Source organism: bacterium (assembly GCA_037200965.1).
GTDB lineage: Bacteria > Patescibacteriota > Minisyncoccia > Phycocordibacterales > Phycocordibacteraceae > C7867-001.
In genome coordinates, this window is the sequence record JBBCGK010000001.1 from 364,464 (window position 1) to 381,690 (window position 17,227).

Consider the following 17,227-nt stretch of genomic DNA (forward strand, 5'->3'; position numbering starts at 1 on the left):
GGTATCACGGACGGTCTCCGGCTTAGGGCGCCGGTTCCGCTTCCGGACCAGGCGCGGGAGGCTCTTCCGGCGCCGGGCTTACGGGCGGCGCGATGACCGTAACGGCGCGCGAAGCGTGCGCTTCGTTTCCTGCCGCGTCCGCAACACGGTACGTGACCGTATAGCTTCCGGGTGTCGCGGTATCGACTGCGCCGTCTTTCGTGATGTCCGGCGTAAGGTCGCCGTCGCGATCGTCGGACGCGCTTGCGCCCGGATCTTCCCAGACGGCCCCTTGAGCGAGATGCGTCTCGGCATCGCCCGCGAGCGTTATCACGGGCGCCAGCGTGTCGGGAGACGACGCGCCCGCACCGCCATTGTTTCCTGTCGGAGGCGGCGGGATATCGGTTTCCGGGGTCCAATTCGCCGGGGAGGAGTCCCCCGCTTCGTCCTCTTCGCTTATGACGGCAGCCGCGGTCGAGGTCGCGACCTGCCCTTTCGTCCCGACGATGAAGTAATCAAATGACACGTCGCTTTGCTGGGCTTTCTCGAGGCGTATGCGGAACGAGCCGTTCTTCTTGTCCGCGAGATACCATCCGCCGTTTACGGCTCCGGTAAAGGTCACGAATATTTTGTCCGACGGCGCGGCATACACGTTTTCGATTTCGACGGCCGTATTGCCCGCGAGGATCATGCCGGATCCCGCGGAGGAATTCCCCGCCGAATCCGCGGCCGCGACGAACCGGTCGGCAACGAGGGTGCCGAACTGCGCGATTCCCTCCCGGACGAACGCGCCGAAACCTTCGAGCGCCGACGCGAGCGTCGACGAGGCGAAAGTACCCGGAGCCGCATCCATGCCGATCGAGCCGTCCTCGAGCCGTGCGATGCGGTCTTCGAGCGAATCCATGCGTGCGCCGATAGCCAGAAGCTCGGCGGAAATCGACTGCAGGCTTCCGAGGCTGTAGGTGGCGAGCTTGTACAGGTCGATGCCCGACGCGTCTTCCGTAAGCACCACTGACGGCAGGCTGGTGCTCGCGAAACCAAGGTTTGCCGCGACGGACGCGAAGGATCCGGCCGGAAGCGCGAAGCCGTCGGCATATACCGTGCCCGAGATTCCGATATCGCCCGAGACAGAAAGCGCCCGGTTTGTCGCTCCGGTCCTGATGCCGATGTTCCCCGCCGCGTCGACGGCGAGCGCCGGGACGGTCGAGCTTGCGGCAGCGTTTCTGATAAAGCCGGTGCGTGCGTTGAGCGCGTTCACCGCGGAAATAAGCGGCGAGACAAGTCCCGCGTAATTCACGGTGTAGTAGGTGCCGGTCACGCCGTTCAATTGCGTCTCAACGGTCCCGGTGAGCTGCGGGAACGCCTTCGCCACGTCCTGCGCGATGATGCCCACCTGCTGACCCTGGCTGAGCAACGGATCGCGCCAGTTATACGTTACGCCGCTTATGAGCGAGAGCTTCGAGAGCGCCTCTTCGCCCGTGATCGCCTCGATATTCTTCTTGAGGCGGGAGTCCGACGTACACGCCCCCGAACCGTTGATGACGCACGTACCGCCAGGACCGCTGAATGTCGCGTTCCCGGCGTTGTCGACCTTGAAGAGCGTGGTCGTCGCGCTCGCGGTCGAAGAGCCGATGGCGAAGAGATTGTTGCCCGGATAGAGAGCGCCGTTGTTCGCATGCACCGCAAGGAGCGCGCCGGGCGTCGACGAGGCGATGCCGACTTTCCCGGCAAAGTAGTTCGTGTAGGCGTCGGCCTGATAAATGGCGTAATTTCCGGAAGGAGCCGTGGCCGTGCCGAGCAGGAGTTCCGTGTTGTTCGTGCCGTTCGCAAGGCTCTCGACGTTGACGCCGATCGAGTTGGTGAGCGTGCCTGCGCCTATCGACGTATTTCGCTGCCAGAAGCCGCGGAAGTTCGTTATGAGGTTCCCGGTGTCTACCGAAGGGGCTTCGGAATGATAGTTGGAAGCATTGGTGGAAGTGGCGAGCGTGCCACTAACGGCGTTCTGGATCGTAAGACCGCTCATCTGATTCACTCCATAGCCGACGGAGGTATTTGAAACGGTGATCCGGTTTCGGAGACCGCCGCCTTGCGCTCCGCCGGATACGTTATTGGCCAAGCCCGACCATACTACTTGCGTGTTAAGTCCTTGTATAGTTGCTGTCGCAGGTGTACTCGAGGCGTTCACCACCACAAAGAGACCGCGCATATTGATGTTTGCGCTCGTTGTTCCGACGAAGAGTGTGTCATTTGTGCCGGGCGCCGTGCCTTTCACGTTCGAAGTGCCGATGACCGAGTATGTGACAGCGCCACCATTGTCCGCATAGAGATTGCCGTGTACCTCGAGAGAGTTCGCGGGAGACGTGGTGCCGATGCCGACATTGCCGTTCGCGAGTACCGTCATGAACGTACTTGTCGCCGTGCCGGCCGTCGTGGAAGCGATGGTAAACAGCGGGGTATTGGCCGGAGTGGAGACGGAGTTCGAGATGGAGAGGAGCGAATAGGGCGAAGTGGTACCGATGCCGACATTGCCCTGTACCAGGAGTCCGTTCGTCGGCGGCGCGATGCCGTAGCCGATATCGATGCCCGTGCCGCCAAGCATATGCAGGTTCCCGAGCGCGGATACTTGAAGCGCGGTCGTGGACGCAGTGGCCGTGGTGCTGCTTGCGATAACGAACAGCGGGATCGTACCGCCGCTTGCGCCGTTAACCGAAAGCCGCGCGAACGGACTCGTGCTGCCGATGGCGAAGTTGTTCGTCGCCACGTCGGCACGGGCTATCTCAACGTTGCTTTTGCCGTAAAGCTGGATGCTGTTTCCGTTCGAAGCATCAACCAAAAGTCGCAAAACACCACTCGAGGAGGAATTGGAGATGCCGAAGACGCTGTTGCTCGATCCGACCCATCGCGCATATGCCGTGCCGGAAGTGCCGTCGGTGCGTATAAAGTCTATGCCGTTGCTGTTGTTCCCCTGCTTCCCGACCTGGATGCTCCCGGCAACGCTTAAAATCGGCGAGCCCACTTGCGTGGTATAGGGAGCAGTCGTCGTACCGATCATCGTAAAGCCGCCTCCCGTTGCAAGATAGGTATTGCCCGTCGAAGTAAATTGCGTTGAAGATGCGTTAGCGCTGAATTGTTGTAGTCCGGTCCATGTATTGGGGTTCGCGACATTGAGCGAGGCGATGACCGCGCCGGTCGTCGGGGTGATAGTGAGCGTGCCGTCGACGTTCGAAACGGAAGTGACGCCGGTCGAGGAGGTCAGATAGTCGGTGCCGGGCACCGCGTTTACGATATATCCGCCCGTTGACGCCTTCAGAATGCCCGAGTTGCCGGTGATGGCGAGATTGGGTATCGAGATCGGGCCCGCGAAGGTCGAAGTCGCCGACGTCGTGGCGATAAAGAACCCGGCGGTCGCGGAGTTACCAAGAAGCGACGCGCCTTCGATCGAAAGGCGCGCGCCGGGCGTACTCGTCCCCACCCCCACATTCCCGTTCAATATCGTCCTGGCAATGCCCGTGTTTCCGAGCGTGGCGGAGTTCGAGCCGTTGCCGACGGCGTTGTACCCGATGACGATCTCGTTCGCGCCGCCGGCGGCAAGCGGGAACGCGCCGTAGCCGAGGTAGGTGGAGTCGCTTGCGGTCTGGTTGGGGGTCGTCCCGTCGGCGATAAATCGGCCGGCTCCCATGCCGATGGCGGTGTTGTGGAATCCGCTGACGTTGGTCTGGAGCGCCGCGAGCCCGACGGCGGTGTTGTAGTAGCCGGTGGTGGTGAGGGCGAGCGCGCCCGCGCCGATCGCGGTGTTGTCGAGGCCGCTCGTGTTTGAGAACAGCGCGGAGTATCCGACCGCGGTGTTCGAGTCGCCTCCGGAATTGGCGGCAAGGGCGTTGGTGCCGATTCCCACGTTCCTGATCGCGGCAAAGAGGTGCCCCGGCAGGATGTTAGCCGGCGCCGCGGCGAGCGCACCCTGGCCGATGGCGATGTTGTCCGTAATGGTCGAGGTGGCGGACATCCACGCGGCGGCGGAAGACGCGCCAAGCGCGAGCGAGCTGTTCGTCGTGCTCGCGTAGAGGACGGTGTTCCCCGCCTGCTTGTATCCCGAATACTGGTCGGTGTTGACGAAGCCGGCGACGTCGAGCGGATAGGAGGGCGAGGCGTTCCCGATCCCGAGCCGCTTGTTCGTCTCATCCCAGAAGAAGTTCCGGGGGGCGGCGGACTGGGTGAGCTTCGTGCCGTCGGAGAAGACAACGCCGCCGTTGTAGAAGGTGGTGGTGCCGGTGCCGCCGTTTGGCACCGTGAGCATGCTGGCGAGGTTGAGGGTGTTTGCGGTGAGGGTGGTGCCGTCGAAGGTGAGGTTCGCGGAGTCGGTGAGGAGGCCCGCGGTGGTGGTATAGGGGACGCGGTTGGTCGTGAGATAGGTGTTGTACAGGCCGGAGGCGACGGAAAGCTGGGTGGTGGAGGCGTTGGGGAAAACGGAGGCGGTGGTGGTGGTCGAAGTAAAATAGGCGGCGACGGCCTGGCCGGCGACGGAGAGTTTCGCATAGGGGGAGGTGGTGCCGATGCCGACGTTCCCGGCGTTCGTCACGTTAAGGAACATGGTCGAGGTGGTACCGAACCGGTTGGTCGAGGACGCGACCGCGAGGATAAAGGGCGTTATGGATCCGAACGGATTCTGGACCGCGAGATTCGCGAAGGGGGTGGTGGTGCCGATGCCGACATTGCCTTCGGTGTAGTAGATGCTTTTGGTGGAGGTGGCGGAGTGCTGGAAGAAGGTCATCGCGCCGCCCGTGACGACGTTGGTCGCGGCGATGCGGCCCATGATCTGGTTGCCGTTCTGGTTGTAGTGGCCGAGGTCGTCCTCGATGTAGTTGAGGGAGGGATAATCGAGGTCGCTCGCGAAGACGATCCGCGTGTTGAAGTCGTTCGCGGCGACGTCTTCCTGCGCCGCGCGGACCTGCGACTGGCCGAGGTCGGACATGGTGAGGAGCGTGCCCGACCGGAAGATGTAGAACGGCATGTTCGCGCCGAAGCGGGCGCGATAGTTGGCGATCATGGTCTTGAGCGCGGCTTCGTAGCTTGCCTGGGAGACGCCCGGGGTGTTGTCGTTGATCGCCACGCCGTCCGTTCCTCCCTGGCCCCACAAGACGCCCTTGAACACCGGTGTATAGCCGGCCTGCCGGAAGGCGCCAAGCGCCGCGGTGGTGGTGCCGACGGACCCGCTGAAGAACTCTCCGGTCGTGTCCCAGGTGCCTTTGCAGTTGCCGTAGCAGGCTGCGGCGACCTGGGACGTCGAGCCGCGCGCGCCGTTGACGAACGCGACCCGGCGGCCGGTGGCGCGATAGTAGGTGAGGGCGAAGGATGCCCAGGCGCCGTCGTCGTTTGAGGTCCCGGCAAGGGAATCTTCGTTGAGAATCTGTCCGTGCCAGTACTGCATGACCTGGCCCAGGGGCGCGACGGGGGCGGTCTCGGCGTCCCCGGGGCCGAGCATGTTCGACTGCCCCGCGACGAGGAACACATCGACCTGGTTCCCGAGGCCGAGGTTGAACCAGCCGTCCGTGATGGGATTGCCGGCTGCGGTCGTGGTGCCGATGCCGGCTTTCGCATAGAGGTATGTGCCGTCGAAGGCGAAGGTGCCGGGGCTTGCGGGGGTGGTGGTGGGGGTGGAACCAAGAGCAAGGAAACCGCCCACGGACAGCGTTGCGGATGGCGTGGTGCTGCCGATACCGAGCCTGCCATTAGCGTTATCCCAGAAGAGCGCCGACGAGGATGTATTGGGCGCTTGCGTCAATTTCGTACCGTCGCTGAAGACGACACCCCCGTTATAAAAGGTGGTAGTGCCGGTGCCGCCAAAAGCTGCCGAAAGGGTCGAGGTCGCGGACACAAGACCATTGATAGCCTGAAGCGGACCCGTGAGCGAACCAATGGTAAGCGATGGCGTCGTGACGGTGCCGGTCGCGGAGATGGTGGTGGTGCCGGTCGCGCCGACCGCGAGCGTGTTTGCGGAGAAGTTGGTGGTGGATGCGTTTTGGATATTGAACTGGCTTGGAATGGAAAGCGTGATGTCGCCGGTTGAAGCGGAAGCGGTGATTTGATTCGGAGTGCCCGTTAGTGAAAGGACTCCGTTGTTGCTGATCGTCACGGCGCCGGTCGCGCCCGAAAGCCCGATGCCGAGATTCCCTTGCAAAAGCGACGTGACGCCGGTGTTGGTGATGGTAAGCCCGCTTCCGATGACCGACTGCCCTGCCGTGACCGAGATGCCGGTACCGTTTGAGACCGTGCCGGTCGCAACGTTCGCAAAGGTATTCGGTCCCGAGAAGTACGGTATGTTCCCAACCACTGCCGGGGTGGAAGTCGAAAGGCCGTTGAAGCTTATGGTATTGATCAAACGAACGAGCGGCCACGCAAAGGCAAGAGGCACTTCTGGCGTTGCGCCGGAAGAGGCCGCAGTGATGAGACCCTTTCCGTTCACTGTGATGCTGGCGTTTGTAAAGGAGCCGACGTTGGCATTCACCGTCGCGAGCGTCGCGGCTGCGGAGCCCGGGCCGCTTGCAGTGACGTCCCCGGTGAGCGCGGTAATGTAATTCCCTGCCGCCTGCTTTCCGTTGAACGTACTCCAGTCGGTCGATGAGAGGAGCCCGCGATTGCTTGCGGATGCGGTCGGAAGATTGAAGGTGACCGTATTGCCCGAACCCGTGATCGAGAAGTCGGTTCCGCTCGTTGACGAGGCGAGCGTGAGTGCGCCGGTGATCGCGGAACCGAACTGCGGCGTGACCGAGGTGATGCCGCTCGCGGAGGTGAGATAGTCGGTTCCCGCAACCGCAGGGACCACATAGCCTCCTGCGCCGGTCTTGAGAAGATTCCCCGAGGCGATGTTGGTGATGGCGAGGTTGAGAGTCGAGAGCGGGCCTGCGAACGTACTGGTTGCGCTGGTCGTCGCGAGAAAGAACCCGGCACTCGCGAAATTGCCAAGAAGCGATGCCCCCTCGACGGCAAGGCGCGCGCCCGGGGTCGTCGTGCCGATCCCCACATTCCCCGTATTTTTGATTACCAGCCGCTGAACCGGCGTTGCCGATCCGTCCGGGGTCGTGAAGAATGAGAGGCGTCCCGGAGCGTCGCCGCCGGTAGCCGTTGCCGCGTCCGCTTCCGCAAGTATCTGCGCGTAGAGCTGCGACGAACCCGTGCTGTCGACGCCATAGAAGGCAACGGTGCCCAGATCGTCGTTATTGCTTATCTCCGTGCCGGAACCGCGGTATTTCTGGAAGCTTTGGACCGGACCCGAACTGTTTGCCGCCTGATAATAGAGGCTCTGCATGCTGCTATTTGTCGTCGAATACAGGCGCTGCAGGTATCCGCCCGCACCGACCGTGCCGGAACTGCCGACGGTCATATCGCCGACAACCGCGAGCGTCGCGGCGGGAACGACGGTGCCGATGCCGACGCTCCCGCCAAGAGTCGCGAAATACGCGCTTGAAGTTGCCGTCAGCTGCGACGTGGAGGCGTTGCCGAAGAATTGCTGGAGCTGCGACCAGTTATTCGCGGTAGTCGTGCCAAACGCAAGCGACACATTGTTCACCAAACGGACGAGAGGATAGGAGAACGTAAGCGGGTTTTCGAAATCGGTGCCGGGAGCGGCGTTCGTTATGTATCCTCCGGCCGATGCCTTGAGAAGACCTGAGTTCCCGGTAATCGCGAGGTTCGGTATAGAAAGCGGGCCGGCAAAGGTGGAAGTCGCGGAGGTGGTTGCGACGAAGAAGCCGGCAGTGGCCGAATTGCCGAGGAGCGACGCGCCCTCGACGGAAAGCCTCGCCCCCGGACTCGTCGTACCGATGCCGATGTTCCCTCCCGATACCGCAGAGCCGGTGCCGGTCACGCCGGTGCCGTAGATGAGGTTGCCGATGTTGAGCTGTCCCGAGAGCGTCGCGGACGGGAGCGAGATGTTGGTGCCGATGAGGATGTTCTGGCTGCCGGTGGTGAGGTTCGCGACGGCGGTCGAGGAGGTGGCGGCGCCGATGAGGATGTTGCCGGCGCCGGTCGTGACGTTGTACCCGGCCTGGGAGCCGAGGAAGGTGTTGAAGTCGGAGGCGTCGCCCAGGGAGTGGCCCGTGCGATAGCCGATATAGACGCCGTTCCTGTTGTTGAAGGAGCTGCCGGTATCAAGGACGAGGTTGCCGTTGCCGGCTTCGTACCCGATCGCGACGTTGCCGCCTATGGTCGACGAGGCGAATTCGAGGGCGGCCTTGCCGATCGCGACGTTGTTCGGGCTGTAGTAGCTCGAATAGAGGGCGCCGTCGCCGACGGAGACGTTCGAGCTGCCGCTGATGTTGTTCCACATGCTCTTGTACCCGACGGCGGTGTTGTAGAAGCCGTTGGCGGTGAAGCGGAGCGCCTTGTACCCGACGGCGGTGTTCTCCTCGCCGGTGTTTGCGGCGCCCGAGACCGTCGTGGTGCCGCCAAGCGCGTAGTATCCGAAGGCGGCGTTGTACGAGCCGGTGGTGTATTCGCGCATGGCGCCCTCGCCCGCGGCGGTGTTGTACGAGCCGGCGGTGTTGGACAGGAGGGTTTGATAGCCGAGGGCGGTGTTGTAGAAGCCGTTGTTGTTCGCGTTGAGGGCGTACCGGCCGAAGGCGGTGCTGCGGACGTCGCTTGCGGTTGTGGTCGCGTCGCCCCCGGCATTGAGGCCGAAGATGGTGGTTTCATTCGTCGTCGACGCATACCCAAGCAGGCGGTTGGCGATTTTGTATCCCGAGTATTGATCCGTATTGATGAAGCCGGCGACATCAAGGGGATTCGTGGGCGACACCGTATTGATGCCAAGCCTTCCGGCCCCGTTATTCCAGAAGAGGGCGCTTGCGGAGGTGTTGGGTGCCTGCGTGAGCTTCGTGCCGTCGGAGAAGACAACGCCGCCATTGTAGAAGGTGGTGGTCGCGGTGCCGCCGGAGGAAAGAGGCAGGGCGTTCGTAAGAGCAAGCGTGTTTGCGGTAAGCGTGGTGCCATTAAAGGTGAGGTTCGCGGAGTCGGTCAGAAGGCCGTTGGTTGTCGTGTATGGGACGCGGTTCGTGGTGAGATAGGTGTTGTACAGGCCGGAGGCGACGGAGGCGAGCGTGGTCGAGGCGTTCGGGAAAGTGGAGGCAATCGTGGTAGTGGCGGTGAAGAAGCCTGCGATCGCTTGGTTTCCAAGCGACGAGGAACCTTCGACGGAGAGGCGGTAGGCGGGAGTGGTGGAAGCTATACCGACGAAACCGGAGTTCATAATGACGAGTGCGCGCGTGCCGCTGCCGCCGGATGTCGCACCGTTGACATCGAACTCAAAACCAGGAACTACCGCGCTGGTATCTTGGTTCGTGAAATAGAATACTTTGGAACCGAATCCTTGAATCTGATGCGCGCTGCCGTTCGACTGGTTGATGGAGATATACTGGCCCGGGGCTGCATTGCGAGTGACGCGCAAACCTTCGTTTGCCGCAGTTGCGTTGATGTCAAGCGGGGCGCTTGGCGTAAAGGTGCGAATACCTACGTATCCGTTGCCGTTCGCGCTGCCGACATACAGCGACGGAGTCGAGCTTCCGGCGGCGCCGACGACGAATGCGGGAGTCGTGGACCCCATGCCGACCGAGAGCTGAGCGAATGGCGAGGAAGTGCCGATGCCGGCATTGCCTTGTACCAACAACCCGCTCACGGGAGGCGCAATACCGTAGCCGATGTCTATGCCGGCGCCCGCGAGCATATGCAGATTCCCAAGAGAGCTAACAACGAGCGCGGTCGAGGTGGCAAAACCCGCGGTCGAGGTCGAGAGAGCGAAGACGGGAGTTGTGCCGCCTGCGGTACCCGCAAGGGAGAGTTTCGCGTACGGAGAGGTAGTGCCGATGCCGAGTCTGCTGTTCGTCTTATCGAAGTAGAGTCCTCCCTGAGCGGATGCCTGCGAGAGTGTGCCGAGACCGGAGTCGTAGAACGTGACGCCGCCGTTGTAGAAGGTGGTGGTGCCGGTGCCGCCGCGGTCGACGGTGAGCGTGCCGGTGGTGTCGGAAAGTACGATGCCAAGCGAAGACGTGGCGGCAGCCGCGAGCGCGCCGTTGTTCCCGTATATAATCCCCGAAAGCGTTCCGAGGACCGGGTTGTTCGTAAACGTTTGTGTGCCGCCCCAGGTATTGCTTGTCGTGGTGCCAAATGCAAGCGATACGTTGTTCGTCAAGCGGACCAGCGGGTACGAGAATGTAAGAGGATTTTCGAAATCGGTGCCGGGGACTGCATGCTGGAAGTAACCGCCAGCGCCGACCTTCACGAGGCCGCTTGCCAAGTCGGTGACGGCAAGATTGAGCGTCGAGAGGGGCCCCGCGAAGGTCGAAGTCGCGCTCGTGGTCGCGATGAAGAAGCCGGCAGTCGCGTAATTGCCGAGCAGTGAGTGGCCTTCGACGGAGAGGCGCGCGCCGGGCGTCGTCGTCCCGATGCCCACATTGTTATTGAAATATGATTTGCCGTGCACCTCGAAGATGCTCACGAGCGAGGAAGTCGCACTGTCGCCAATGATGACAACATCTGACGTGTCGGTTGGATAGATCGCGAGACTGTCCGACGTGGTCGCCCATGCGCCCGCCCCGCCCCCTCCTCCAGTCGTCTGGTCGACTCCCCACTGCGGCAATCCGCCGCCCGACACCTTAAGCACCTGGCCGGAAACACCGAGGGGCAGTGCCGTGAGATCGCCATTGCCGTCGGCATAAAGCAGGTCGCCCGGGTTGTATGACGCGATGCCTGTGCCGCCGTTTGCCTGGCCGAGCACGTTGGTTACGTCCGGGCTTCCAAGATCGACAGAGCCGGTTGAAAGAACGCCGGCGGTCGCGCGCAGGATACCGGTCAGCGCAGTATTTACAGTACCCAGATTCGCGAGGGTCGTTATGTTCGGGAGCGTCGTGGTCGCGGTAAGCCGGTTATCGAAGAGCGTATTACTCCAATACTTGTTGACGGATCCTTGCGCTAGGGCATCGGTCGTCGTGGCGCTGAAGAAGTTGTAAAAGGGTACGCCGAAATTAGTAAGGTGGGTGGCGTCGAGATAGTAGCTTCCCTCCTGCCCGTCAAACGTGCCGGTCCAGTTGCCGGAGGCATCGGCAACGTAGTCGGTGCCAGGAACGGCATTTGCTACATAGCCGCCGGCTGCTGCCTTGAGAAGGCCGTTGTTCCCGGTAATCGCAAGCTGCGAAACGGAAAGCGGACCGGCGAAGGTAGAGGTCGCGCTCGTAGTGGCGGTGTAGTAATCGGCGACGACTTGGCCGGCGACGGACAGTTTGGCGTACGGCGATGTGGTGCCGATACCGACATTTCCTCCGGTTGTCGCAAGATAGGTATTGCCGGTAGAGGTGAACTGCGTCGAGCTTGCGCCTGCATTGAACTGCTGGAGCGCAGTCCAGGTGTTGGGGTTCGCGAGGTTGATTCCGAGATTCCCGCCGGAAACCTGGAGCGTCGCATCATTATTTAACGAAAGTGCGTATGGCGATGAGCCGAGGACGACCGGATCGGATGAGGAGAACGACAAAGCGCCGGAAGTGGTGATCGTTGTGGTCGCTGCGCTTGAAAGCGCGCCATTGTTTCCATATACAAGGCCTGAAAGCGCGCCGAGGATCGGACTATTCGTAAAGGTTTGTGTGCCGCCCCAGGTATTGCTCGTCGTGGTACCGAAGGCAAGCGACACATTGTTCGCCGAACGCACGAGCGGATAGGAAAACGTGAGCGGGTTTTCGAAGTCGGTGCCCGGTACTGCAACGGAAAGGACGCCCGCCGCGGCTTTCAAAACTCCCGTGAGTGAGGTCGACACGGTACCGAGGTTCGCGAGGGTCGTGATGTTCGGGAGCGTCGTGGTCGCGGTAAGCCGGTTATCGAAGAGCGTATTACTCCAGTATTTGTTAGTGGCACCTTCGGCAAGCGCGTCGGTCGTGGTCGCATGGAAGTAGGTGTAGAAAGAGGCGTCGAAAGAAGAGGCGTCGAATTTGGCGTTAAGCGCATTTTGCAGATCAGTCTGATCCGAGAGAATCCCGGTAATGCTCCCCCACACCGCACTGTTGATGCCAAGCGACGAGGTCGCGACATATTCCCAATTCCCGTTCGCATCGGAAAACAAGAGCTTGTTGGCGGTCGGAACGGTCGAGGTACCGGTGCCCCCGCGGTTGATAGCGAGCGTTCCGGTCGTATCGGAAAGCGCGATGCCAAGCGACGAGGTCGCAAGCGCGGCCGGAACGGCGCTTCCTCCCGTTTGGTTTGCGAGGACCGAGTTTGCCGCGATCGGCGCGAGGCCGATCTGCACGTTCGTGCCGCCGACTTGGTATCCGAGCGCGCCAGACGAGACGGCAAGACCGTTCGTGACGCCAAGCGTCGAAGTTGCCGCCGTCGCGAGCGTGCCGTTATTACCGTAGACGAGACCGGAGAGGGCGCCAAGGATGGGAGCATTGGTGAACGTCTGGACAGGGCCCCAGGTATTCGCGGTCGTTGTGCCAAATGCGAGCGTGATGTTGTTAACGGCCCGCACGAGCGGATATGCGAAGGTGAGAGGATTCTCGAAATCAACGCCCGGTACCGCCGCCGAAAGAGCTCCTGCGGTTGCCTTTAAGATTCCTGTAAGCGACGTCTTGATCGTACCGAGGTTCGCGAGCGTTGTGATGTTCGGGAGTGTCGTGGTCGCGGAGAGGCGATTATCAAACCGCGTATTCGTCCAGTACAAATTGTTCGTCCCCTCATCAAGTCCGTCGGTCGTCGTCGCGTACCAATCGGCGAGCGAGAGTTTCGCATCAAGGGCGCTTTGCAAGTCGGTCTGGTTCGAAAGCGTGCCAATGATGTTCCCCCATGAAGGATTGCCGCCCGCAGCGATCCCGAGCGACGAGGTCGCGACAAGATCGTACCCGCCCGCGCCGTCGCCAAGAAGGACCTGGCCGTATGCGGGCGCACTCGCGATACCCGTACCTCCGTTGTCTATATCGAGTATGCCGCTCAGCGTGAGCGTACCGCTTGAAGTGACCGGACCGCCGGCAAATGAGAATCCGGTCGTTCCACCGGAAGCGTCGACGGAAGTTACCGACCCCGAACCTCCCCCCGATTGCACGACGGTTGTACCGCCCCCGCGCGCCCCGCTTCGCACCGCGGAGTCGATGTTCTGGTACAGCAACGCTCGCAAACCGCCGATCGCGGCGTCCACATAGGCAATTGATGCGCCGCCTTCCGGAGCAATGTATTGATTCGTCACGTACGTGGGACCTGTCTGATGGATGACCAGGGGAACATCTACCGCCCCCGTGCTTGTCGCGCTTGTAACGACATTTCCGGATGACACATAGGCGACTTGAGGCAGAATAACGGTGGGCGGGGTCAGAATATAAGCGATTGTTTCCGCTGTCCGATCAAAGAGGCTGCGGATAGTCTCGTAGGTAAAAAGCGCAATGTATTCTGGCTCCGTAAGCGGCGCGCCAGCATACGCGGCCGCGGGGAGGGCCTGCTCGCTCCCGGAAGCTCCAAAGACCCGGGGAATGAAGGATTCGATACGCATCGAAGCTCCGGTATCAAAAGCGAGTGCGGTATTTTTTGCTCCGATCATCCGCTCGCCAATCGCGACTTCCTTTTTCGCTACATACGCAACTACGCGGGGAGACGCGTCGCTCCAAGCGTAGAGCGATCGCTCATAAGCGCCGAGAAGCGCGGGCAGCGCATTGCCGGTTCGCATGCCCAACATGTCTCCAAGCGCGTACACCGAACGGAAAATCGCGCGCGGTATTTCAAGTGCCGCGGTCAGAGATGCGGGAGTGGAAGTTCGATCCGAAACGGACAGGCGCGGAGAAAAGTTCCCTTTCGTTTCTTCCGCAAACGCTTCCGGCGGCGTCCACTCCAATGCAACGCTTGTCCACGGCGAATCTTGCGCTGGCACAATTTGCATCTGAGTCTCCCGTGCGGCGATCGTCGCGTTCGTAAGCGGAAGTAACGCTCCGTGTGCAAGGTCGTCGGTCGACTGCGCGATCGACTCTTTGAGCGCAACGCGCGTCGCGGACGTGCGGCTCTCCGTTTCAAGCGCATGCCTTGCGATCGAGGCGATGGTGGCGGCGCTCGCTGAGCGTACGACACCCGCGGATTCCGTTACCATCGCGAGAGAATGATCTGCAATCGATCCAAGAACATCGGCACGAGCAAGTGCCGCGCCGCCCGCCACTATCGCAACGGCAACCGCGAGGGAAACGGCATGGCCTGAAAATGCATATGAAAAGTATGGAGCTGGTACTGCCCGTGGCGCTTTTGACGCTGCTTCGGAGCTTGCGGGTACCGCGTCGGGTGTTGTCGGCGAAGCCGGCTTTTTTACAAACTCCGCATACTCCTTTCCGCGCGACTCAGCCAACGCGCGAGCGCGGGCCGCATTGCGGTCGGCTTGGATTTTTATAAAACGTTCAAGCGATGAACGCTCAACGAGCCACGTGCGCCCAACTCGCACTCCATCGATAGACTTTCCTTTGCAGAGTCTCGCAATATAGTCAGGACTATATCCGGATAAATCAGCGGCGACTTTCGTCGATATCAAGTTTTCTTTAAGGAGGTAAGGATCCATGTCGGATAACCGAATTAACTACAGTTTATATGGACTTTCCGGAATAAACTCCAAATTGTATGTGGATAAGGAAAATAAGGTTTTCTGAATTACCGTATCCGCAATCACTAACAAAATGGTCGGGGCAAGTTGACGATAAATTGAGCACGCGAAGCATGGTTGGTATGAAAATTGTACCGACTTCTGCAACGAAAATTGCGTATTTTAGAGGCCGAAAAAAATATAACCTTCGCCTACAGCGTAGTTTTGTAAGTTTTCTGCAATTAAATCACCTTAAACAACCGCATCAAACCAGTAATGCAACCTCGCTTATACGAGATATAATACCCTTTATTTGTTAGTCTTTTCGTACTGCTCTGCTCCGTTTAGAAACTGTATGAGGTTCGCCTGTAAGCCATCGTTAGCTGCTATAAAATCGAGTTTGCCTGTACCGATTATCGCTATCAGTACCGCAATACCGGCTGCGGTTAGCATGAGCGAGCTCAGTACATAATGCCCTTTCTTAACCTCCTTACGCTTTGCTGGAGCAAGCTCGTGTCGTGTTTCCGAAACAATGTATGTGTCCACGGGCTCAAAATCGTTTCCTGAGGAGATTTGCTCTTCGTTCCGAGAGATATGTAAGGTTATCGATGTAGCCTCTTCTATAGGCTCTGGCGCGGCTACAGGCCCTTCTTCAAAGGTTTCCGGTTCTGAAATAGGGACGTTTTGCGATTCCTGCGGCCCGACTCGATTAATAAACCAGTCTTGCCAGGCTGACTGTATGTCCTGAAGCGCGCTTTGAGTCTCTGCTGCGGGAATTTCACGTACTTCTGTCTGCTCTGATTCTTCTGAAGAGAGGAGGTTTACGCCGGGACTTTCGGTTGGAACTTCAAAAATACTCGGTACTTCCTCACTACTATAGCGAGGTGAGCCCCAAGCGGGACTTGCAGCTTTTTCCAAACCGCTTTGTTCCTCCTTAGGTCCTTGTGCACCACTTGAAACCTCTGCCTGCTTCCCAAAACGATGCTCGCGAATGGCGGATTCAAGAACGTACCAGCTGCGTCCAACAAGCGTTGCCGTCACCCTCCCTTCACGGGCAAGTTGACCGACATAATCCTTGGCATATCCCGTAATTTCCGACGCTCGCTTAGACGAGATAAACGTCTGATTTCCTATAAGTAACTCATTCATGCACTTAGTATATAGGTATCTCGTCCCGTATAGAAGAGGTTGTACACAAGCACCGAAAAAGCTGAAAATCCATCCGAATTTAGAGTCTTTACCTCGCAAGTTCCGTCGCGAGAAGGTCGCGCAGCTTCCCCGGATTCCCGGCACCTTTGGTCGCTTTCATGGCAGCACCCACAAGAAACTGGAGTGAGGCCTCCTTCCCTGCACGGTACTGCGCCACCACCTCCGGGTTCGCCCCAATGACTCCGCGGACCGCTTCGGCAAGTACGTTTTCATCATGAACCTGAATAAGGCCTTTTTCCGTCGCTATCGCCATGGGCTCACCGCCCGAGACGTACATCTCCATGAGTACGTCCTTTGCCCCCCGGGAAGAGACATCTCCGGCCTTTATCATCCGCATAAGGGCAAGGAAAGAGGTGGTGGAAAGATTTTCCTGACTCCCGCGCGCATCGGCATCCTTAAGCAACCCGACGATATCAGACGCGATGTAGTTTCCGGCAAGCCGCATGAGGTCGGCGTCACTGCCCGTAAGTTCCGCCACGCCCTCGAACATTGCGCGCAGGAACTTGTTTTCTTCCTGCAAAAACATCTCGACTGTCTCCGGCTTGAGGCCAAGCGATACATAGCGTTCGCGGCGAATCCACGGCAGTTCCGGAAGCGACGCGGCAAGCGCGTCGTATGAGAACTCTGGAACTTCGGACAGAACGAGCTTTGGAAGATCGGGCTCCGGAAAATACCGATAGTCGGCGCTTCCCTCCTTAAAGCGCTGGTGAAAAGTCTCCTGCTTCGTCTCGTCCCAGCCACGCGTCTCCTGTACTACCTTCCCTCCCGAGTCGATAAGTTTGGACTGACGGTCGAGCTCGTACGCGATCGCGCGCTCGACCGAACGGAACGAGTTTAGATTTTTCACTTCAACTTTCGTGCCGAAGGCATCGGAATCCGATACCGAGATATTCGCCTCGATACGCATCTCACCTTGCTCGAGATTCGCATCAGAGGCTCCGAGCGTCCGCAACAGAAGCTGCAGCTCGCGCGCGAATGCCCCGGCTGTTTCGGCATCATGTATCACTGGCTCGGTGACGAGCTCCATGAGCGGAACGCCCGCTCGATTAAAATCGACAAGACTTTTATCGCCGCCGTGCGTCGAGCGCGCAGTATCCTCTTCAAGATGCACGCGTGTGATCGCAACGCCGTTGAGGCTTCCGCCCGAAACGAGCGGATGCTCGTACTGGCTTATCTGATATCCCTTCGGAATGTCCGGATAGAAATAACTCTTGCGGTCGAACTCGCTGAAGTCGGCAAGCGTTGCGCCAAGCGCGGTCCCCACGCGAAGCACGTGCCGTACAGCCTCCTTGTTGATGGTCGGAAGCGTTCCCGGATGCGCGAGACAGATAGGACAGATATTCACGTTCGGCCGTACTTCCCGGGAATCGTTCTTCGAATCACAAAACATCTTGGTCCGAGTTTTGAGCTCGGCATGGACCTCAAGGCCGATGGTCGGGCGGTACTTCATTAACCCCAATC

The 17,227-nt window shown here is 59.9% G+C and carries 3 protein-coding genes; all 3 read right to left on the reverse strand.

What is annotated here, in order from left to right:
- Window positions 1-22 precede the first annotated feature (22 nt).
- The 3 genes from WDN10_02265 to gatB all read right to left on the reverse strand — a co-directional run bounded on the left by WDN10_02265 (window position 23) and on the right by gatB (window position 17,216).
- Complete coding sequence (locus tag WDN10_02265; protein ID MEJ0053529.1) at window positions 23-14,080, reverse strand: immunoglobulin-like domain-containing protein; 14,058 nt, start codon at window positions 14,078-14,080, stop codon at window positions 23-25.
- Window positions 14,081-14,866: 786 nt separating this feature from the next.
- Window positions 14,867-15,706, reverse strand: a complete 840-nt coding sequence (locus WDN10_02270; protein MEJ0053530.1) for a hypothetical protein — start codon at window positions 15,704-15,706, stop codon at window positions 14,867-14,869.
- An 88-nt stretch (window positions 15,707-15,794) separates the two neighbouring features.
- Window positions 15,795-17,216, reverse strand: coding sequence for an Asp-tRNA(Asn)/Glu-tRNA(Gln) amidotransferase subunit GatB (gene gatB / locus WDN10_02275; protein ID MEJ0053531.1), 1,422 nt, complete (start codon window positions 17,214-17,216; stop codon window positions 15,795-15,797).
- Window positions 17,217-17,227: the final 11 nt, after the last annotated feature.